Source organism: Chitinophaga terrae (ex Kim and Jung 2007) (genome assembly GCF_900107795.1).
In the GTDB taxonomy this organism is placed as follows: Bacteria; Bacteroidota; Bacteroidia; order Chitinophagales; family Chitinophagaceae; genus Chitinophaga; species Chitinophaga terrae.
Map to the genome: position 1 here is coordinate 81,040 of NZ_FNRL01000006.1, position 20,976 is coordinate 102,015.

Sequence of the window (20,976 nt, forward strand, 5' to 3'; positions counted from 1 at the left end):
AAGCTATGTTCCTTTTCAGCAAGCGCTCTGCAAAACCAGATGCACTGTCTTCTGTTCTGTCGTTCATGCATACCGACATTCATTCTCACCTCCTGCCGGCGGTAGATGACGGGGTGCAGGATGTGGAAACTTCTATCCGCTTTATCGAGAGGTTACAGGAAATGGGTATCCGGAATGTTATTACCACTCCGCATGCGATGATGGATAGGTATCCTAATTCCAGGGATACGCTTGCCGGCCCGTATGCAGCAGTGGTGCAGGCGCTCAGGGAAAAGAAAAATTCCATTCCCGTGCAGTTTGCCGCAGAATACTACCTCGATGAACAGTTTGTACCATTGCTCCAGGCGCCGCTCCTGACCATTGCAGGCAATAAAGTATTGGTAGAGATATCTTTCATTTCTGCACCTCCGCAACTGCACCAGTGGCTGTTTGATATACAGGCTGCCGGCTATCAGCCTGTGCTGGCCCACCCTGAAAGGTACCGGTACTACCACGAAAATACCAGGCAATATTATCAATTGAAAGAACTCGGCTGCCTGTTGCAGGTCAACCTGCTTTCGCTTACCGGTTATTACGGTAGAAGTATAGAAAAAACAGCTCACCTGTTATTGGAAGAACAACTGGCCGACCTGGTTGGCACCGACCTGCATCATGAAAAACATATGCAGGCCATTGAGGCGATCGCCCAGAATAAAAGGCTGAGAAAAATACTCGATTCCTATCCTTTCCAGAACGCAGGTTTACTGGATCAGTAGCACCGTTCCCGTTTGTTTACGGCCCTGTTGCTTGCTGTCGGTATATGTAAGCACCCATACATAGGTACCCGGCGACTGCAATTGTCCATTCACTTTCCCATCCCAATACCCGTAAGGGTCTGTAGTTGCAAATACCCGCTGCCCCCATCGGCTGTATACATCCAGCCTGTAATCTGTTACATCATCATGCACTTTTGCCCTGAAGTAATCATTCTGCCCGTCGTTATTCGGCGAAAAAGCAGTTGGCACAAATACCGCACATTCCCGGATGTTGCGGATGATGGTAGCAATACTGTCGATCTGGCAACCATTGGCATCTTTCACTTTATAGAAATATTCGCCTTCATTCAACTTGCTGAATACGCTGTCGCTTTGCCAGGCGCCATTGTTCAGGTTATAACTGTAAGGAAGGGTACCTCCCCTGGGGATCACCGTTATTCGTCCGTCCATCACCGTTGTGCAACTGATATCCCGGCGCCATACCTGGTCGAAAGCCAGTTTATCAGGTTCCCGCACAGCGATCGTCGATATGGATTCGCGGCATCCCTCTTCATCCATCACCAGCACATTGTAATCACCCGGTGTGAGTTTTTCGAAAACATTGCTGTAGCTGGCATGCTGCGAATGGTTGAGGTAATACCTGTAAGGCCCGGTGCCGCCTGTTGTTTCTAACCTGATACTATTATTATTTTCCCCGTAACATGCGGAGGGGGTTACAGTAACATTGCTTCTCAGTTTCCAGTCTTCCACGGTTACATTCAGCACGGCGGTAACGCCGTTCGGATGCTGTACAGTTGCAGTGTAAGTACCTGCAGCCAGGTTTTTCAGCTCTGTAGCGTTGCTGTTGATGGGGCTCCAGCTAACAGTGCAGGGCACACTGACGCCGGCTATCTTTAGTTTGATAGATCCCTGTTTTTCGTTTTCACAGGTCTTATGCACATCCGCGCTCAGCTGGGGCGTTTCCCTCAGCGAGGCAGAAAGATTATCCATCAGCACCGCGGAACCGTAGGGGCTCTGATCGCAGGGCAGGTCTACTCCTGCCATGAAAACGATGTATTTGTATTGTTTTTTGGGAATGACATTGAAAGTATATCGCCTCCAGCTGGTATGATACATGGGGACTGAACTCCAAAGCCTTTCCAGCGTATCGCGGGGCGAGTTGGCGCCATAAACATTGAGCAGGCCATAACAGGCTTTATAAGCGTAATTAGGTGCATAGGCCAGGTCGGCCGACAGCTGGTAAGACTTGCCTGCCTGCAGGTTCACTTCCTGGCTTACAGATTCCAGGTAGGTAGGTCCGCTATGCAAACCAATATAAGATTCCCCGTCCGTAGGTTGCTGAGTGATATTTAATGCGCCGGGCTGCACGTCAGGCGTATTGCGGCCCAGCCACTGGGGTGGCACTTTACCTGCCCCTCGCTCGCCTTCCAGGGAAGGGTTTTTCAGTATAATATCTTGCGCGCACAGGGAAAAACAGGTGCATAGTAAGCAGCAGATAAATATAGGATAGCGCAAAAGTTTCATGGATATCTGTTTAAAAAAGCATTGCCTGTTGGCAATGCTTCATGCAGTATTGGATTTGATCACAGAAACAACTTTTGCCAGGTCCGCCTCCGACAAATTGGAGCCGCTTGGCAAACAAAGTCCTTTATCGAATAGTTCTTCTCCAACTCCGTTCACATACGCCGGGTGGTTGGCAAATACCGGTTGCAAATGCATTGGTTTCCATAATGGCCTGGATTCTATATTCTCTTTCTCGAGGGCCAGTCGTATCGTTTCCCTGGTAAGGCCTCCCGCTTCCGCAGGATCAACCAGGATGGTTGTCAGCCACCGGTTGCTGAAGTAACCTTCCGGCGCTTCCTGGAAACTGATACCCGGCAGCCCGCTCAACTCTTTATAGTAATATTCAAAGTTCTTTCTTCTTTCAGCCACTCTTGCATCTATTACCGTCATCTGCCCACGGCCAATTGCAGCAACAATGTTACTCATCCTGTAATTGTAGCCGATCTGGCTATGCTGGTAATGCGGCGCAGCGTCCCTGGCCTGGGAAGCAAGAAAACGGGCCTTGCTGATCAACTCCCCGTCATTCCCCAATAAAGCGCCGCCTCCGCTGGTAGTGATTATTTTGTTCCCGTTAAAGCTAAGCACACCAAAGTTTCCAAAACTGCCGCATGCCTTGCCATGCAACTTAGACCCTAACGCTTCAGCAGCATCTTCTATTACAGGGATCTCATATTTTTTTGCTATCGCCATGATCTCCTCCATCTTTGCCGGCATGCCGTAGAGGTGCACCGGAATAATGGCGCCTATTTTCTTCCCTTTCGCCAGGCGTTCTTTGATCGCTGTTTCCAGCAATGTAGGATCCATATTCCAGGTATCTCTTTCACTGTCTATAAACACAGGCGTTGCTCCGACATAAACAATAGGATTTGCGGAAGCGGAAAAGGTAAAGCTCTGGCAGATCACTTCATCGCCGGGCTGTACGCCGGAGAGTATAAGCGCCAGGTGTAAAGCCGCCGTACCGGCAGACAACGCCGCTGCATGCCTGGTGCCGGTGTAATTGGCCAGCTCCTGTTCAAACCCATCTACATGAGGCCCCAGCGGCGCAATCCAGTTAGATTCAAATGCATCCTTTACCAGCTCCAGTTCTGATCCTTCCATGTGAGGAGATGATAACCATATTTTTTTGTTCATCTTTTCTTCTTTTAAAAATTATTTAATTCTTGCAGGATTACCTGCTACAACTGTTTCAGCAGGTACCGGTTTGGTTACAACCGCCCCTGCTCCTACAACCGCCCATTCGCCTATTGTTATTCCCGGCAGTATCACCGCGCCTGCGCCAACATGCGCGCCTCTGCCCACTTTTACGTTGCCGCAGAGCGCCGCGTTAGGAGAAATATGTACAAAGTCTTCCACTACGCAGTCATGATCTACGGAAGCATTTGTATTGATAATACAATGTGCCCCTATCCTCGCATCCGCATTGATACTGGCTCCAGCCATCACCACTGTTCCAATTCCCAATTGCGCAGTAGGCGAAATATTGGAAGAAGGATGGAAGGCAGTACTAAACGCAGCGCCTAAACGCGCTACTACTTTTTCCCTGATCCTGTTGTTGCCAATTGCCACAATGAAGCAGTCATCCGCTTTCGCCGAAGCGAGTTGCGTAACCGGGTACTCCCAAAGGTTTTTCACATTGGGATTATCATCAAAAATGCCGGCGATCGTGCGCTGGTGTGATTTCAGTATTTCTATGATCACCTTCGCATGCCCGCTGGCTCCGAATATGTAAACAGCATTACTCATTGCTTCCTGTAAATCGTTCCATGGTAGCGCTGCCTTCCGCATTAATGCCTTCCGGCTTCACCACCTTTAAAATTGTTTTCGCGAGGATCTTGGCATCCAGAGCCGGGCTCAGGTTATCGACATAATAAACATCGTAATTAAACTTCTGCTCCCAGGAAATAGCGTTACGCCCATTCACCTGCGCCCACCCGGTGATACCGGGTCGTACCTCATGCCTTCTGCGCTGTACATTGTTGTACAGGGGAAGGTATTCAACCAGCAAAGGCCTTGGGCCAACCAGGCTCATATCTCCCTTTAATACATTGATCAGCTGGGGGATCTCATCCAGGGAGGTTTTTCTAACAATCTTCCCGATGGCGGTTAACCTGTCTTTGTCGGGCAGCAACTGGCCATCCGGGCCTCGCCTGTCGTTCATGGTCTTAAACTTGATCACCCTGAACACCTTCCCGTTCCTGCCAGGTCTTGGCTGCGTGAAGAACGGCGTTCCTCCGTTTGCAATACCCAACAGCAGCGTAAGCAACAGGAAAACCGGCAGCAATAGCAACAAGGCTACCAATGCCACCAAACGGTCGATGAATGGTTTAATTAGATTCCTGTACCAATTCATGGGTTGAGAGAATTTTACCAGTTATCTTTTTCTGTATCTCTTCCAGATACCGGTCAGCCAACACCTGCCTGTCGAAATGTTTTTTTGCATAATTGAAACCACTCTCTCCTTCCCGGATAATCCTTCCAGGATCGTTCAGATACGCCCTGATGATGGTATTATAGGCCTCCGTATTTTCAGGTTCCACATAACAACCGGCTTCCGCGGTTTCCACCAGCTCCCTGGATACCCCGTCAATAGCCATGAGTATAGGCTTTTTGCATGCCATATAATCGAATGTTTTGTTGGAATAAACTGTCTTGAAAGTATCTACCCGTTTCAATACAGATGCGCCCATTTCAGAAGCAAGTATATACTTGAAGACCTCCTGTTTCGGTACTGCATCCAGGAAGCGGACATTCTTTACATTCATGGAAGCGGCGAGCGACTGCAAGCGGGCTTTCTCCATTCCCTGCCCTATCAGTTGAAACAATACAGGGGTATCTTCCAACACTTTTCCTGCTTCCAGTATCTGCTCCAGGTGATTGGCCACGCCATGCGCGCCAACATAAGTGATCACAAAACGGCCATCCAGTCCGCGCTCTTTCCTGAACGCTTCCCTATCAAAGGTTTCCAGGAGGTGATCGGAAAGAGAGAAGTCGGCCGCATTTGGTACGAAGATCAATTTCTCTACCGGCACAGACTTTTTATCTCTCAATGTATTATAGAACGCAGGAGTCAGCACATTGATGAGCGCCGCTTTGCGGTAGATAAAATCCTCTACCCAATACGCCAGTTTAATGACCAATTTATTCTTCAATACGCCTGTATCGATAGCTGATTCAGGCCAAAGGTCCCTTACTTCAAAAACAAAAGGCACTCCTTTGATGCGCGACAGCAAATAACCTGCAATACCAACAAACAAAGGCGGGGAAGTAACTACCACCACATCAAATTTTCCTTTCGTTTTAAAAAGGCCGGCCCATAATGCAGAGAACATGAAGGAAAAATATCCCCATAGCCTGCCCAGGAAATTCTTGTTATAGGATTCAGAAACATGGCAGCGCCAGACATCTACCAGCCCCTGTTTCTTTTTCACATAATATTTCCCTTTGTATTCAGGCCGCTTCTCAGACCCGTTGTAATGCATCATCCCACCCAGTACCGTTACTTCGGCGCCCTGGCTGGTCCATTGCTTGGTGATCTCGTTCCACCTGGAACCGCCCGGGTCGTCCTCTTCCAAAAAATACTGGTGTATCAATAGAATTTTCATAGTCAGTTAATTGTGATTTCCGTGATAATGGTATCTACTTCCGAATTGAATATAGTTGTGCTGTTCTCTTCTTTAATACCGTAGAGCGATGCATGCATACCGGGCTTGCACAGGGGCTGCAAAATAGCGCCGCTGCTGTCTTCCGCCTTCAGGATCAGCCTTCCGGGCTGCGTGGTATGCCATAACTGGCGCATTAAAGTATGTGATGGTTTATGCTGGATATGGTCTTTTACAATCCAGTTCAGCTCATTCTTCTTTTTCCTGACCTGCCTGATATGTACGATATCTGCACCCAGCTGCTGGAACGCTGTAATAGCTCCTTCCCATATATACTCATCCGTTGTCTCGTATAGCCGGGCACGCGAGCACTGCGACCAGTTGTACCAGATAAACCTGGGGCCTTTCTGCATCTGGTCATAATCGTCGAGCATCACCGTATTATGCGAAGCGGTGCCCATAAAATAGCGGAGCGTGTTTTCGTCTGTATTGTATTTATACGAACCCGCATCCATCAATATATTTTCGTTCTTCACCCAGATGTCGAGGTGCAGGTTATCTGCCTGCGAAGGTCTGTCTTTATGGCTGCCGCATCTGAGGAAAGTAAGCGTATCATTTTCCCTGCAAACAAAATATCCTCCATCCGGGAAAGAGTACATATGCTTATCTTTCTCCAGCAGCTCCCCGATATTTCCCTGGTCCGGAATCCCGTACCAGTCAGCATCTTCGTAGGTTCCGTGAAATGAAGGATCTAACTGCAGAAGCTTTGCAAGGGCATGCAGCTGCGGCCTGTAATCCCTGTAGGGGTTATCATTCAGTTTAAAGAACAATGCGCCATCGTTAGCCCCGTAATTAGGCAACCAACCGGTGGCATCGTTCATGCATACACGCAGGAAACGCAGCGACTTCTCCGCCTTGTTTTTTACTACCGGCGCAAAAGTTTCTCCGTTCAGGGAGGCTAACTGTATGGCCCAGGTCAGCAACTGGATCACCACGCGGTGGTAGTTCATGGAGAACTGGAGGAAACTGCCGTCGTCGTAGATCTGGTAAGCCACTTCTTCTTCGAACCAACGCTTGCCATGTTCTTTCCAGGTGGCAGCGCCGGGCAGCGAAGGATAGAGCAACCCTCCCAGGTACAAAGCCAGCGTTTCGGTGATCGCATGGTTATTCCGTACGGCGATCCTTGAAAAATTGATATTATGATAAACATGGTGCAGTTGCCAGTAAATAGCATACTGTATTTGGTCGAACACTTCGGTGGTCAGCGCAGGAGAATTGCGGTAGAAGTACAGGGCGAACGTCCAGTTCAGTACCCGTAAACTGATCTCCTGGCTGCATTTGTAGTGCGGACCGGTATTTACTTTATTGCTGCGGATCCACGACAGGATATCTTCAAATACCCAGCTGGCGTTATCCTGCTCAAAATGATAATCATACCTGATGATATCGTACAGGTAGGCGAATCGTGCCTTTTCCCACACGAACTTGATGTCGCCCGCTTCAGCAGAGAAATCGTTCACCATTGTCCAATGCAGGGTTGCATCGTAGGTATATCCTGAGTCGGGGTTCTTGAACCATCCTTCCACGGGTTTTATTACCCCATTGAACAGGGGCAGTAATCCTTTTTGCAGGAGTTCAATCCGTTGCTTCAGTTCCGGGCTGGGATTGCGTTTTATTTTCAGGGCTTCCCGGCTCTGGAAAAAGAATAAAGCCGGTTGTTGTTTCCATTCGTCTAACGACAAATAACGCTGAAACGGCGGATCTTCGGGGAAACGTTTTTTCAGTCTCCCCGTTCTCCGGTTCAGCTCATGAACAGTACGGAATGCCACATATCTCCATCCCATGTTCTTCATTACCTTCAGTCCATTTATTATCGTATTCAAACTACTCATACACCACAACTGGTTCTTGCTTAACAGCGAATAATTCAATTAATTTTTGAGTGATCCTTTTAGCAGTATTCCCATCCCATAATGCGGGGATAGCGCCTTTTTTCCATTGGCCGCTGAAGAGTTTATCCATTGCCGGGGCCAGCGCTGCAGGATCGGTACCCAGCAGTTCGTTGGTTCCTGTAATGCAGGTTTCAGGCCGTTCGGTAGTATCCCTCAAAGTCATGCAGGGAACACCCATTACGGTAGTTTCTTCTGTAATACCACCCGAATCGGTAACAACAGCTTTAGCTCTTTCCACCAGGTAATTGAACTCGAGGTAACTTAATGGCGGAACGAGGAAAAGGCGTGGATGGTCTACCGCAATTTTTTCCAGGTTTTTAGCAGTACGCGGATGCACCGGGAAGATAACAGGCAGGTCCCTGGTGTTTCTCATGATCTCTCCTATCAGCAAAGCAAGGTTGGCTTCTTCATCCACGTTGGCAGGGCGGTGAAGGGTCATTACAATGTACTCCTTCGGCTGAAGTTTAGCGGCTTCCCAGATAGGAGGCGCAATAAACCTGGCGCGCTGCTGAAGCAATGTATCGATCATGGTATTGCCCACGAAGATGATCTGCTCGTTGGTTTTCCCTTCCTTCTGCAGGTTGGTATTAGCGATCACGGAAGTGGTAAAGAAATAGTCGGTGATCGAATCGGTGACCAGGCGGTTGATCTCCTCCGGCATGGTAATATCGCCCGACCTGATGCCGGCTTCCACATGCGCAACTTTGATCTTCAGTTTTTTGGCGACAATAGCGCAGGCCATTGTTGAGGTTACATCACCTACTACCAGGATCATATCACATGGATTTTCTATCAACTCCTGTTCAAACCTCACCATGATACTGGCTGTTTGTTCGGCCTGGGAACCGCCGCCGGCAGAGAGGTTAGCGTGGGGAGCGGGAATGCCCAGCTGTTCGAAAAATGAATCGCTCATGTTCTTATCGTAATGCTGTCCTGTATGCACCAGGCGATAGCTGATACGATATCCTTCGCGTTTTTTTTCTTCAATAGCCGCGATAATGGGCGCGATCTTCATAAAATTCGGACGCGCCCCCGCGATGATGGTTAACTTCATTTCGATATGGTTTTAATATGTTTGCATTGCAACCCTACAGTTGCAATGTGGTTTTTCTTCTATGCTACTATCTTCCTGTAAATTCCTAACATGGCTACTCCGCCGTGCGATTGTTCAGCTACATCAGCAATCACCTGCCGCTCTTCCAGCTTGCTGATAGCCGACCTGATGGCCGCTTCATTCAACGGCACCAGCTGTGTTCCTACCGGCCTGTCTACCACATCAGTGGCAATTACCTGTTTGTTCAGGAACAACGCCTCTTTAACAGATAACGCATCTCCGTCGGTTGTCGTGATCCGCAGCAAGACATCGGAGAGTTTCAATATCTCGAAAAACGACTGCGGCCCGCTAATCAGCAGTATATTCTCATTCATCCTGCAACCCTGCTGTTCCAGGTAGCTGGCATACCTGCCTGTTGGATCAACGATCAGCAATCCGGCCTGTACTTCATTGAATATCTTCACCAGTAATGAGATCTGGTAGGTTTCCCGTCCTTCTTTATCAAACGATACGGTAGATGCATTGGTGGCATAGATCCTGTCGTATCGTTGCCGCAACCCGGTTATAGCCGCTTGCACATCAGTTGTCAACGTTTCTGTTACCTGCGGCGGTATAAAAGCGCTGATCAACTGAGTGCGGCTGTTCCATCTCAACCCTTGTTCCAGGCTTTTCCTGTTCAGTACAACAGGCAGGTAAGATAACCTGAAAGAGAACTGGTCTAACAAGTTCAGCGCCCAGGTGTGGCGACCTACATTTCCATGAAATGTAAAGAGCATCTTTTTACCAAAAATTGTACCTAAGAGAACCAGCAGGAACCTCACAGCCGGATGGTATATATGGAAGTGGATAAAGCGGTGTTTATTGATCTGCGCGAGTATCTCCTTCTTCGGCGTTCTGCGAACGTCAACGAACGTATACCCGTAACCGTTATTATCAAGGAATTGTAATAACCGCTGGATATGAATAGTCACCCCGCCGATCGGAGGAGGTATGGTTGCCAATATCAAAATTCCCGGACGCTGCATCTTCTTTTATTTTTCTAATGCTGATATAATATTTTTTCTTGCCTGTTCTCCTGTATACGGGTTACCCGCGTTGCTCAGCACTTCGTTGCAGATCTTCAAAGCCGCGCCGTTCCCGAATTTCTTTGCATACGCCTGCAACAGTATATAATCATCTACCCCCGCCTTAAATGCCTCCCAGCGGCGGCTGCTGATAACGGCGGGGCCGTTGTCGTACACCACGTTATAATCGGCCGATTGCCCATCGAAATCATCCCACAGCGAGGTAGCGCCTTTGTCGTGCCCCGCGTCTGCATATTGCCAGAAACCAAATCCAGTAAGGCCGGAGGCAAAAGCCTTCCAGCCCATCAGGCGGTAATAGCTGTACGGTGGTAGTGATTTGGTAGGTTTCTTTGTATCGTACAACCAGATCTGCTGACCCGGGCGTTGGTTGGATTTTGCTGCGGCAATGAGCTGGTTATTGTTATAAACCTGTACGATATCTGTAAGCGGCTGTACCAGCGACAATGATTTGATATCGGAAATGGTTGCAAAGAAACGGGCATCCGGAACGCCGGATTTCACCCACTTCACAAAATCTGCATACAACGCTCCCTGTGCAGGTTTCACTTCATCAACCGGGTAGAGGTAAATGTTGGAAGAAGCAATACCCTGCTGCCCTAATGCCCCAACCAGCGATTTATACCAGGCGATGAACCGCTGCCTGTTGCCGGGAGTCCAATAGTCATCTTTTCTTGCAGGAATATTAAGGAAGAGCAATACCTGTTTGAAGCCTTTTACCATTGGCAGCATGTCTGTTAACCTGCTGTTTTGGTTAAGCGGTTTTTCAGGAGCGAGGATGCCTGGATGGAAAACAAAGGTAGTAGCACCATGCGCCAGCAGGTCTTTCTGCGCAGCGGCTGGCCGGTCTTTCAGCAATGGATCGTTAAAATAAGCCCATACGTTTACATCCGGTGCATATTTAGAATAGGCGCTGAAAGACGAAGGATTTACAGATAAGGAGACGGTTTGTTCCATGGAACCTGCCTTCAGCTTTAATTGCTGGTTGCCGCTTTTTGAAGGTTTGATCTTCACTACCAGGACCGCCGATTCTCCCGGTTTCAATTGTAACGACTGCCCGTTGTCTATTGGCATCAGCGCGTCAGGAACTGTTTTGAAATCGCGGCTTCTTACCGGTTTAGCCCAATACACAGCGGTACTTCCAATTCCACCGTCCGTAAGGGTTACGGGTATTTGCTGCGCTTTGCCTGTTGGGTTACTGATATTGAAAGTAGCATAAGTTGTTAGTCCTACCATTGTAGTAACCGTTGCCTGTTGCCCGCTTTGATCAGGATTTGAAAACGCCGTGATCAAAGGACTCAATGTCAGGCTTCCGCCTCCTGCTATGGCAGCGCCTTTCGGGGCGGCAGCAAAACGCCGGTCGATCATTGCCGTTCTGCGGCTTTTCACAACCGTATCAATAGCGTCTGTCGACATATCCGGCTGTAATGCCCGGGCACTATTACTTTTCGCAAAAACGGATATTTCGTCGGTGAAGAAGTAAGCCCCATTTGGCACTACTACCAGTTTAAGGTAGCGTAAAGACCTGTCGACCTGTTGAGTCAGGGAGATGATATTATAGTAAGCATCTTCAACTTTGTTGTTGTCCATCATATCGCCTAACTGCTGCCACGACTGCTGGTCTTTGCTGCCAAATACCATGATGCTGAGCGGCAGGTTCACCTGGGCTTTCTGCCCGGTAACTGTGTTCAGTTTAATGAAATCAATATTCGTCAACGCCGGCAGGGTAATATTAATAGTGATCTTATTTACATTCTGCCATCCCAATGTTCCGGCATCTTTCCAATACATAGTCCCGGTAGTGTACTTGCCATCTGTCAGCGAAGCAACATTGCTCATGCTTTTGGTAAGGCTGTAATTCGGAGCCGGAGCCACATCTGCACGCAGTCCTTTCATGGGCTGTTGCCCGATAGCCGATGCCACCAGCAACAGTAAAAAGACCTGTATTTGAAATATCCTCATCATCTCCTGCATTTTATTTTATGAGAGAATAAGTAAGTATCAGAACCGAATAGCCCAGCAAACACCCTATTACCAATCGTTTCCGTTCGCCCAGCGACCTGGATAAAAACGCGCCCGCGAAAATGACATATACGACGGGATATACCGCCATGATCCTCCTGGTATCGGCATTGGAACTGGCGCCCAGTATCAGCAGTACGGCAACCAGGAAAAGGAACCTCCATTCCTTTACCTGGAAAAGCGGGTTTTGAGGTTTGAATACCAGGCTGTAAATGATCACACCCCATATTACAAACCAGAACAACGCAGCTATCGACCATGGGAAAAAGAAAGGCTGATCTTCCAATACCGCGTAGAACGGGAAAGGAAGGGTTTGCGAGAAAAGCCCTACCGCTACATGTCGTACGCCAAACGGCAGCTTTAACAACATATTTCCGAAAGATCCCAGCCCCGCGTTAGACATGGAAGAGTCCAGGTAGTTTTCGCTGGTCGACTGGATCGTATTGAGGCCCTCCTGCAATACCACCACCTGCGTAAGCGCACATAAACCGAGCAACACAAGGATGGGAATTTTCAGTTTATTCAGTGTCGGGTATTTGGCATCTGTTACCAACAGGTAAACATACAGCAACAGGAGCGCTGCCGAGAAATAGCCGTGCTCCGGTCTTACAAAATAGATCATCACCGTAAGCATCAGCGCCAGCAGGATTCCTGCAAATCCTTTACGGTTAAGGATCAGCAGGAAATACAAACCAAACAGCAGGCCTATATGCACATCCCGCAGGTAAATAGCAGAGAAAAAGAAATTGTAGGAAAAACAGGCATAAACGACTGTGAGCTTCTCGCTGTAATCTTTCCTGATGTAGGAAGATAACATGCTGAAAAGAATTACCAGGGTAAACGAAGTGCAGAATACTATCTGTAGTTTCTGCAGGATAATATTGTTATTATCGATGGCTTTGGCCGCATAGCCGATGATGCTAGACAGCCAGGCAAAACCTTTCCAGTCGGACGAGAAGAAATCGGTACTGTAAAATTTCGTGATCTCTTCTATACTGCGCATACTGGCGGCCCGGTCTATATAGGTAAAGAAGGTGATAGAGTCTTTTGCATAGAAAGTGTCGCGGAACGGGTCCTGCACATAAATGGCATTAGTGACCATCATGAATATGCCATATACCAGGAAGAACACCAGGAAGAGTTTCAGCCCCGTCTGCCGGCGCTCTGTTTCTTTAAACATCAGCGTGGTTCCTACTGTTCCGATAGCCAGCAGCAGCACGTTGAAAATGAAAGTGGCTACGCTCACCGACACGAGGCCGGCGATACAAGCGAATATAAAATTCAGCAGGTACAACAAATTAATATAGCCGTTTCTTTGTCTCATTTGCACATTAACTTACAATTCTGGCTGCCATCGCCGTATTTGAAAATGATCCGAGCGCCCGTTCATAAGCCGCAGCCGATAATTTGTCTCTCAGTTTATCATCGTTCAGCAGGGTAACGATCCTGTCTGTCAGCGCCGCTCTTGAGAACGGGTCAATGAGATAACCTGTTTGCTTGTCTGCCACCGCTTCGCTGGTGCCTCCCCTGTTGCCTGCAACAGCGGTTTTGCCGCATGCAGCCGCCTCCAGGTATACCAGGCCAAACGATTCCTGGAACTGGCTTGGCAAAACGAATACATCGCAGATGGCAAAATATTCTGACAGTATGGTCCGGGGAATCCCTCCTGTAAACAGTACTTTCTTTTCCAAGCCCAATACTTTCACCTGCTCTTTCAATGCAGGCAGGTAGTTGCCGTCGCCGGCAATGATGCAGAGCGTATCAGGGCTCTGTAACAGGATATCCGGCATGCAGGCGATCAGCAGTTCCTGGCCCTTTTGTTTCACCAAACGGGAAGCGGAAAGAATGATCTTCTTGCCCGGATCAATCCGTAGTTTTGCTTTGATAGCCGATATTTCGGCAGGCAGTCTTTTATAGAATATCTCGGTGTCGATACCATGGCGTATCAACTGCAGTTTCTCCTTCAGGGGGCTATTCTCCCACAAGTCGTATTCCGACCTGCTAACTACCACTATGCGTTGTTGCTGCGACAAAAACCGCATCATTTTGCCGGCAATACCCGATAGTTTCAGCAACCTGGAAGGTTGATTAAAGAAGCTGTTTTGCTCGCCTCCATGCAATACCGCAACAGAGCGGTCTGCAATCCGCTGCAGGGAAGACGAGAACAATGCTCCCATCTTCTTGGCACGGGCGTCGCTAAAGATTATCAAATCAAATTGTTGCTGTTTAAGCAGGTTAACAAGCCGGAGATACAACTGGTAAAAATGTATGACCGGGGTACCCGGGATGGTATGACAGGTAATATTGTAAGTTGCTGAAAATTCGGCCAGGAACTTAGCATTGGCAGGGGTTCTGTAGGTCAGCAAACTTACCTGGTGCCCATTCTTCACTAAGCCAATGGCCAGGTCGTGCGCATACACGCCCGCGCCTCCGATAATGGGCGGAAATTCGTAAGATATGATTAAAATGTCTTTCATCTCCAATTGATGGCTGTTAACTGTCTGCTACCAGCTCGTTGAATGTTCGCCTGATCTTATGGCTGTACTCCATACTCATATCAGGTATAATATATTCTTCGTTAAATGATTTCAATTTTTGAGAGATCAGGTAAGGTTTTACTTTGCACTGATGCTTCATAGCCAGGATGAGTGCATGCATCCTTCCTGCGTATACTTCAGAAGCTTCCATGTACAGGTTCTTCAGTTCTGTGACCGTGGATAACTCGGCAACCGGAAGCTCTTTCCCGTACCGTTCTCTCACATAGTCCCTGAACAACACTGTTTCGGCGGCATCCGTGATAGTGGTATAAAACAGTTCTACCGCCAGTCCCTGGTCTTCGTACTGTTTTACGATTCCGTACCATTCATCGTAATACTCCTGTTTCGATTTTGCATTGGCGGCGTTGTAACGCAGGTATACTTCCTGGTAGCTGGTAATTCCTACCAGCGCTTTCCTGTTCGTATTGGCCTGTTCCATGCTGTTCCTGCTATTATAGAACGCGATGTCGGGCGTCAGGATAGCGGAGATGCCGAATTTCTCCTTTAATACGGATTGGGAGAAGGAATCGCGGACCCAGGCGATGTCGACCCTCGATAATGCCTTGCTGAACAACTCCTGTTCCTGTTTATTGAAGGACGTGCCAACGCCTACGCCTATGAGCCAGATCTTCGCTTTACTGTGTTCTTTGATGAGGCGTGTCCACCAATCGATCGCTATTGCAAACCGGCTGGTGAACGAGCGGCGCGACGATTCTATCAACTGTCCTCCTCCTATCACTACTACATCATAATTTCCTTCTTTCAGAATTTTCACCATGGCTTTATAATTCCTGGCTATCCAGTACCAGCGTGAAAATTTCAGTTTAGCTAACTGCAGCGCCGAGAGTTCTTTCTGGGGAACGGGTACTGCCGTCAGGTAATCGTATGATGGCAGCTGGCGAATGCCAGGATTGGTGAAATAGGCAAAATTGGTGATATAACCACTGTCCTGCAACAGGTTGGTCATACTCTCCCTGATCGCCTGGTCGCCCAGGTTATTAGAGAAACCTTCGTTTATAATAAGCGCCTTTTTCATATATACTTTCTTATCAGTTTAAGGACCAATGAGCGGTGTTCCTGTTGCAGGGTCACAAACCATGCAAAAGGAATACTGCATATCCCTATTACTATAGCCCACATAAATAAGCTGAACCAGGACCCCGGAACAACCAGGTGACGGGCGCCCCACGATAATATCAATACCCAGATGAACAACGCCGTTCCGCGCATGATCGACGGGTAGTACAGCCACGCTGGTTGGCCCAGCGTTTTAGCTGCGTAGGTTGGCGTAAACACCAGGTTCTTCAACGTCAGCAATACAGCCGAAACAATAGCCACGCTGTAAATTCCCCAGTCGAAAAGTTTGATGACCGCGATGCCTATCACCAGGTTGAACACCCCGCATACAAAGGAGGTTAGGCCCGGAATTTTTACTTTGTTGTAAACAGAATTGATTGATAAAATGGGAAGGACGGCAAGGTTAAAAATGAGATGCCCTGTTAACAGGATCATCAGGGGGTAGAACTTTACGAAATGCGATCCTACCCAGAGTTTCAGGATTACATCGGAGTATGCAACCACGATCCCGATAGGTATGGCCAGCACCAACCCCATCACCACTACAGAGTACTTGGAGAACTTCAGCAGGTTGCTGAAATCCTTGTCTGCGTAAAACTTGTATACTACCGGCGTGAAGATGGCGACAAACACCCCCGCGAAAGAACGCAACAGGGTATGCCACTGCGCCACGGTGCTGAATTCACCGGTCATGGTTGGACCATAATAGTGGTTCAGCAGGATGATGTCGATATTGATGAAGAGCAGCGTACCTATCTGATTTAGTACCAGCCATAGGCTCATAGAAGCCATATAGCCTACTATCTCTTTGTTAAAGGACGCTGCCTTCAATCGCAGGAAAGGAAACTGACGTTTGATCCAATACAGGGCCGCAGTGAATGTGACAACGGAAGCGGCGAGAAAGGCGATGCCGATCCAGCCGAGATCTCCCGAGATATTCAGCAATACAAATACCAGCACAGTTCTCACTACGATCTCCATTATGGCAATAATTCTCTGGATATAGATCTTGTTGGCTGCGAAGGCCGGCACCAGGAACAGGCCTCGCAGGAAGGTGAGTACATAGGAAGAAATGATAGCGGCAAAAACCCATCTCATTGCTCCTGTACTCTGCCCGGTGTAGGACACCATTTTATCAATATCCCATAAAAACCAGGCTAATAGCGGCGTTAAGGCCAGAATAAGCAGGGAGGCTGCGATCACGGAAGACGAATAAATCGCGTTCGCCGTGTTTTCATCGTTGCCCCTGATAGCCAGCGTAAAATTCCGGCCTACCGCCGCGTCGATGGCAATGGTAATGATAGACAGGTAGGAGCTGAAAGAAGTGGCCAGCGCGATCACGCCATACCCATCCACACCAATCCTGCTGATGTAGAATGGTACCACTACCAGTCCGAGAACGATATTTAAGATCAGGGCAAGGAAATTAGTTGCCAGGTTTAATGACATCTCATAGCTCACCCCTTTCGTTGACATTGCTATCAATTAACACAAAATTTATATGTATAAAATTATTTACTAGAGTCGGCCATCCACAATCGATCTGTCTACACACGCCTTGGTATCAAAGATGACCCCATTGTTACGGCGGTATTTGAGATAATCGAATTGCTGGAATTCTTTATGAGCCACCGCAACAATGATGGCGTCATAAACGGCGCTGGCATCAACGGTATTGGAGATATGCAGTCCATATTCTTCCTCTACCTCCGCACAGTCAGCCCACGGATCATAGATATCCACGTTGAGGCCGAACTGCACCAGTTCGTGATAGATATCTACTACCCTGGTATTCCTTACATCCGGGCAGTTCTCTTTAAAGGTGATACCCATGATGAGCGCCCTGGAGCCTTTGATCTTATGATCTTTATCGATCATCAGTTTCACCACTTTATTGGCAACAAAGTGGCCGATATGGTCATTTACCCGGCGGCCGGAGAGGATCACCTGCGGGTGATACCCAACGGCTTCGGCTTTATGGGCCAGGTAGTACGGGTCTACGCCAATGCAATGACCTCCTACCAATCCCGGTTTATATTTCAGGAAGTTCCATTTTGTTCCTGCTGCTTCGATCACATCGTTTGTGTCGATCCCTATCCTGTCGAAGATGAGGGCCAGTTCGTTCACAAATGAGATGTTTACATCGCGCTGCGCATTTTCGATCGCTTTAGACGCTTCCGCCACTTTAAGGCTGGGCGCTTTATGCGTACCCGCTTCTATGATAGAGGCGTATAAAGCATCTACCTTATCGGCGATCTCCGGTGTTGAACCGCTGGTTACCTTTTTAATTTTAGTCAGCGTATTCACTTTATCGCCCGGGTTAATTCGTTCGGGAGAATAGCCGACAAAGAAGTCGGTGTTGTATTGGAGCCCCGACACTTTTTCCAGGACTGGTACGCATACTTCTTCCGTACAACCCGGGTAAACTGTCGACTCATAGATCACGATATCTCCCTGTTTCAGCACTCCTCCCAGCATTTCCGATGCTTTCACCAGCGGACGCAGGTCGGGCGCCTTAAACTCGTCGATCGGGGTCGGAACGGTTACAATGAATACGTTATATTTTTTCAGATCATCCACAGTTGAGGAGAAGCTCAGTCCTTTAGCGCTATCCGTGCTTTGGCCAAGCGCTATTACAGCGCTCAGGTCTTCCAGGTTGGCTTCACGGGTCCTGTCTGCACCGGCAGCCAGTTCTTTCACCCTTTCCTTGTTGATATCAAATCCCAGTACTTTATACTTCTTTCCAAACTCGATGGCCAGCGGTAAACCAACATAGCCAAGCCCTATCACTGCCAATTGAACATTTTCTACGCTGTCGCTATTCTTAAATGTCATATTTTGATCTGTCTTTAATCTCTTTTTTACTTTTTTTATGGTTTTTCCTCTCTAAACCCTTTCTTAGAGCGGATATATACACGAATATACATCTATTATCGCTACCTTATCAGTCGTTCAGGGCCGGCTTTTTACGCCACCTGCCCATAAAGCGTTTTTTGGCTGGCTGCGTGCCGTATCCGTACCCATAGCCGTAGCCATACCCGTACCCGTAGCTGCTTTGAGTTTTGACGTCGTTGATGACGATATTGATCCTTGGCAATTTGTGTTGTAAATACATATCCTTGGTGATTTGTAACTGCTGTTTGAAGGTCACGCCATGCCTTACCAGGTAAAGGGTAGCATCCGCGTACCGGGCCAGTACCTGGGCATCTGTTACCAGTCCTATAGGCGCCGAGTCGATAATGATATAATCAAATTGCTCGTTCAGGAACTTGAACAGTTCCTCCGTTCTTGGCTGCAACAATAATTCGGTCGGGTTCGGAGGCACCGGGCCAGACGTGATCAGGTAACAGTTATCATGAATACCTGATGGCTGTATGAGTTTTGGTAAAGGCGTTTTACCTATTGCATAGGTACTGAAACCTTCCCTGTTATTCACTCCCAGGCGCTCTGCGATCTTGGGTTTCCTCAGGTCCATTTCCATCAACACCACTTTTTTCCCGGAAAGCGCCAGGATAGACGCCAGGTTGGTAGATACAAAGGTTTTACCTTCCCCGCCCATACTGGAGGTTACCATTACGCATTTGCTGGTAATGTCTGACAGTACGAACTGCAGGTTGGTACGCAGGGCCCTGAACTGTTCGGCCACCGGGGTACGGGCTTCCACGCCTGTAGTTACCAGCACTCCATTGCCATGCCCGATCTCTGCCAGCACCGGCACAGGGGTATTGTTGGTGACATCTTTCTTCTTCAGTACCCGCCTGCTGAACAGTTCTCTCAGGTACAGCCAGGCGGCCGGTATAGCTACTCCCATTATCACTCCCAGCAGGAGGATGAGGATGCGTTTAGGCTTAAATGGCAGGGCGTCGCTCTTTGCATCGTCTATTACCCTGGCAATAGCCATGTTGGAGGTTTTAGAGATGGCAGATTCCTCTCTTTTCCTTAACAGGAAAAGGTAAAGTTCCTGCTTGATAGATTGTTGCCTAGAGATATCCAGGAAGATCCTTTCCTTGGCCGGTACCTGGCTTATCTTCTGGTTAATGGCTGTTGCGTTCTTCTCCTGTTCGTTGATGGTTACCTGGATACTTTGTTTCAGCGAATTCAGGTTGCTCAGCATATCGCCCCGCAAACTGCTCAGTTGCTGATCAATATTCACCACCGCAGGGTTGGCAGCAGTACTCGACATCATCAGTCTTTCCCGCTCCAGTTGCAGGTTATTATATCGTTGTACCAGTCCTACAAAGGTCGGGTCCTGAACGACGAGGGAAGAAGGAACCACTCTTTTATTATTGGTTTCGTCTCTGATATATCCCAGGAGGGTATTCACTACATTCAACTGTACCTGTTGTTCCAGCAACTGTTTGCTCGCCTCGCCGCTGCCTTCTACCAGCAATTTGGACTGGGCGGCGATATCGGCAATTTCGTTCGACTGCTTGAATTGCTGGATATTCTTTTCGACTCCCGACAATTCCTGTGTGACTATTACCAGGCGGTTATCGATAAACGCGATAGTGCTGTCGGCTATCCGGTTTTTATCTTCCACGCTGGCTTTCAGGTAAGTGTTCAGCAAAGTATTCAGCACCTGTTCGCCTTTTTTCGGAATACGCGTATTCAGGCTCATGTCAATGGTGCTCACCTGCTTATTCGGGATGCGTACATCCAGTTGCTGCTGGTAGCTGGCCACTGCATCATCGATAGATGTTACTTTTACCCGGTAAGCATTATATAAAAACGGCAATCCGCTCTTTTCCACTTTTACCACCCCTTCCGGCAGGTGGAGGGTATCATTCCATGAGGCTTTTCTGCTGTCATTACCTCTTGTCAGTTCAAATTGTCCCTCACCTACCGGTGCGATGGTATAAATGGTTTTCTGAATACTGTCTTTCAGTGAAAGCCAGTGTAACGTAAAAGGCAGGTTTCCGTATTGTTCGCTTTCTTTTATGCGCCCTTCTACAAAATAGGTAGTGTTCAGTTGCAGACCTGTTACCACTTTTTGCATGAGAGTGCGTGATTTAAGTATTTCAACTTCGTTATCTACGCTGCTTTTATTTGAAAATACAGCCAGTTGCTGGAGTATCTCCTGGCCGGGAATATCTCCGCCCTTTTCATCGTCTTTCACGAGGATCTTGGCGCTCACCTTATAAACCGGGGTGCTGTACCTCAGGTAGCCCCAGGCAGCGGCGGTACATAGCACCACAAAAATGAGGAACAGGTACCAATGCTCCAGGAGAGCGTCCAGTATATACCTTGGGTTAGGTCCGTTGTCTTTTTCGGGTTCACCGACGATATAACCGTTCCCCCTTGTAAATATTTGATCTGCCATACTTCCGATTTAAAA

16 protein-coding genes are annotated in these 20,976 nt (G+C 48.2%); 1 reads left to right on the forward strand and 15 read right to left on the reverse strand.

Going from position 1 to position 20,976, the window contains the following annotated elements:
• The first annotated feature begins 5 nt into the window (after positions 1–5).
• A complete protein-coding gene (locus BLV62_RS08170) occupies positions 6–755 on the forward strand; it encodes a tyrosine-protein phosphatase (RefSeq protein ID WP_089760491.1) in 750 nt (249 codons plus the stop codon).
• Here BLV62_RS08170 and BLV62_RS08175 read toward each other — a convergent pair.
• From BLV62_RS08175 to BLV62_RS08245, 15 genes are all read right to left on the reverse strand, one after another.
• Positions 741–2,279 (reverse strand): T9SS type B sorting domain-containing protein, encoded by a 1,539-nt coding sequence (locus tag BLV62_RS08175; RefSeq protein ID WP_089760493.1) that lies wholly within the window; start codon positions 2,277–2,279, stop codon positions 741–743. The two genes, BLV62_RS08170 and BLV62_RS08175, sit on opposite strands and share 15 nt — an antisense overlap.
• Before the next feature lie 39 nt (positions 2,280–2,318).
• Positions 2,319–3,449: a DegT/DnrJ/EryC1/StrS family aminotransferase gene (locus BLV62_RS08180; protein ID WP_089760496.1), complete on the reverse strand. Its 1,131-nt coding sequence runs from the start codon at positions 3,447–3,449 to the stop codon at positions 2,319–2,321.
• An 18-nt stretch (positions 3,450–3,467) separates the two neighbouring features.
• Entirely contained in the window at positions 3,468–4,061 is a 594-nt protein-coding gene (locus BLV62_RS08185; protein ID WP_089760498.1) for an acetyltransferase, read from the reverse strand.
• Positions 4,054–4,668, reverse strand: a complete 615-nt coding sequence (locus BLV62_RS08190; RefSeq protein ID WP_089760500.1) for a sugar transferase — start codon at positions 4,666–4,668, stop codon at positions 4,054–4,056. The genes BLV62_RS08185 and BLV62_RS08190 overlap by 8 nt, the downstream gene beginning before the upstream one ends.
• On the reverse strand, positions 4,643–5,920 hold the full coding sequence (locus tag BLV62_RS08195; RefSeq protein ID WP_089760502.1) for a glycosyltransferase family 4 protein: 1,278 nt from the start codon (positions 5,918–5,920) through the stop codon (positions 4,643–4,645). The genes BLV62_RS08190 and BLV62_RS08195 overlap by 26 nt, the downstream gene beginning before the upstream one ends.
• 2 nt (positions 5,921–5,922) lie before the next feature.
• Entirely contained in the window at positions 5,923–7,809 is a 1,887-nt protein-coding gene (locus BLV62_RS08200; RefSeq protein WP_089760504.1) for an alginate lyase family protein, read from the reverse strand.
• Positions 7,802–8,923, reverse strand: coding sequence for a non-hydrolyzing UDP-N-acetylglucosamine 2-epimerase (wecB, locus tag BLV62_RS08205; protein WP_089760507.1), 1,122 nt, complete (start codon positions 8,921–8,923; stop codon positions 7,802–7,804). The genes BLV62_RS08200 and wecB overlap by 8 nt, the downstream gene beginning before the upstream one ends.
• Positions 8,924–8,982: 59 nt before the next feature.
• Positions 8,983–9,948, reverse strand: a complete 966-nt coding sequence (locus BLV62_RS08210; RefSeq protein ID WP_089760509.1) for a glycosyltransferase — start codon at positions 9,946–9,948, stop codon at positions 8,983–8,985.
• Between the two features lie 6 nt (positions 9,949–9,954).
• A complete protein-coding gene (locus BLV62_RS08215) occupies positions 9,955–11,970 on the reverse strand; it encodes a hypothetical protein (protein ID WP_139170022.1) in 2,016 nt (671 codons plus the stop codon).
• 10 nt (positions 11,971–11,980) lie between these two features.
• Positions 11,981–13,351, reverse strand: coding sequence for a hypothetical protein (locus BLV62_RS08220; protein WP_089760514.1), 1,371 nt, complete (start codon positions 13,349–13,351; stop codon positions 11,981–11,983).
• Positions 13,352–13,358: 7 nt separating this feature from the next.
• Positions 13,359–14,504: a glycosyltransferase family 4 protein gene (locus tag BLV62_RS08225; RefSeq protein WP_089760516.1), complete on the reverse strand. Its 1,146-nt coding sequence runs from the start codon at positions 14,502–14,504 to the stop codon at positions 13,359–13,361.
• Positions 14,505–14,520: 16 nt separating this feature from the next.
• Positions 14,521–15,600: a polysaccharide pyruvyl transferase family protein gene (locus tag BLV62_RS08230; protein ID WP_089760518.1), complete on the reverse strand. Its 1,080-nt coding sequence runs from the start codon at positions 15,598–15,600 to the stop codon at positions 14,521–14,523.
• Positions 15,597–17,117, reverse strand: coding sequence for an oligosaccharide flippase family protein (locus BLV62_RS08235; protein WP_089760521.1), 1,521 nt, complete (start codon positions 17,115–17,117; stop codon positions 15,597–15,599). The genes BLV62_RS08230 and BLV62_RS08235 overlap by 4 nt, the downstream gene beginning before the upstream one ends.
• Positions 17,118–17,159: 42 nt before the next feature.
• Positions 17,160–18,476 carry a nucleotide sugar dehydrogenase gene (locus BLV62_RS08240; protein ID WP_089760523.1) on the reverse strand — a complete coding sequence of 439 codons (1,317 nt, stop codon included), beginning with the start codon at positions 18,474–18,476 and terminating at the stop codon, positions 17,160–17,162.
• Between the two features lie 109 nt (positions 18,477–18,585).
• Positions 18,586–20,961, reverse strand: coding sequence for a GumC family protein (locus BLV62_RS08245; protein ID WP_089760524.1), 2,376 nt, complete (start codon positions 20,959–20,961; stop codon positions 18,586–18,588).
• Between the last annotated feature and the right edge of the window lie 15 nt (positions 20,962–20,976).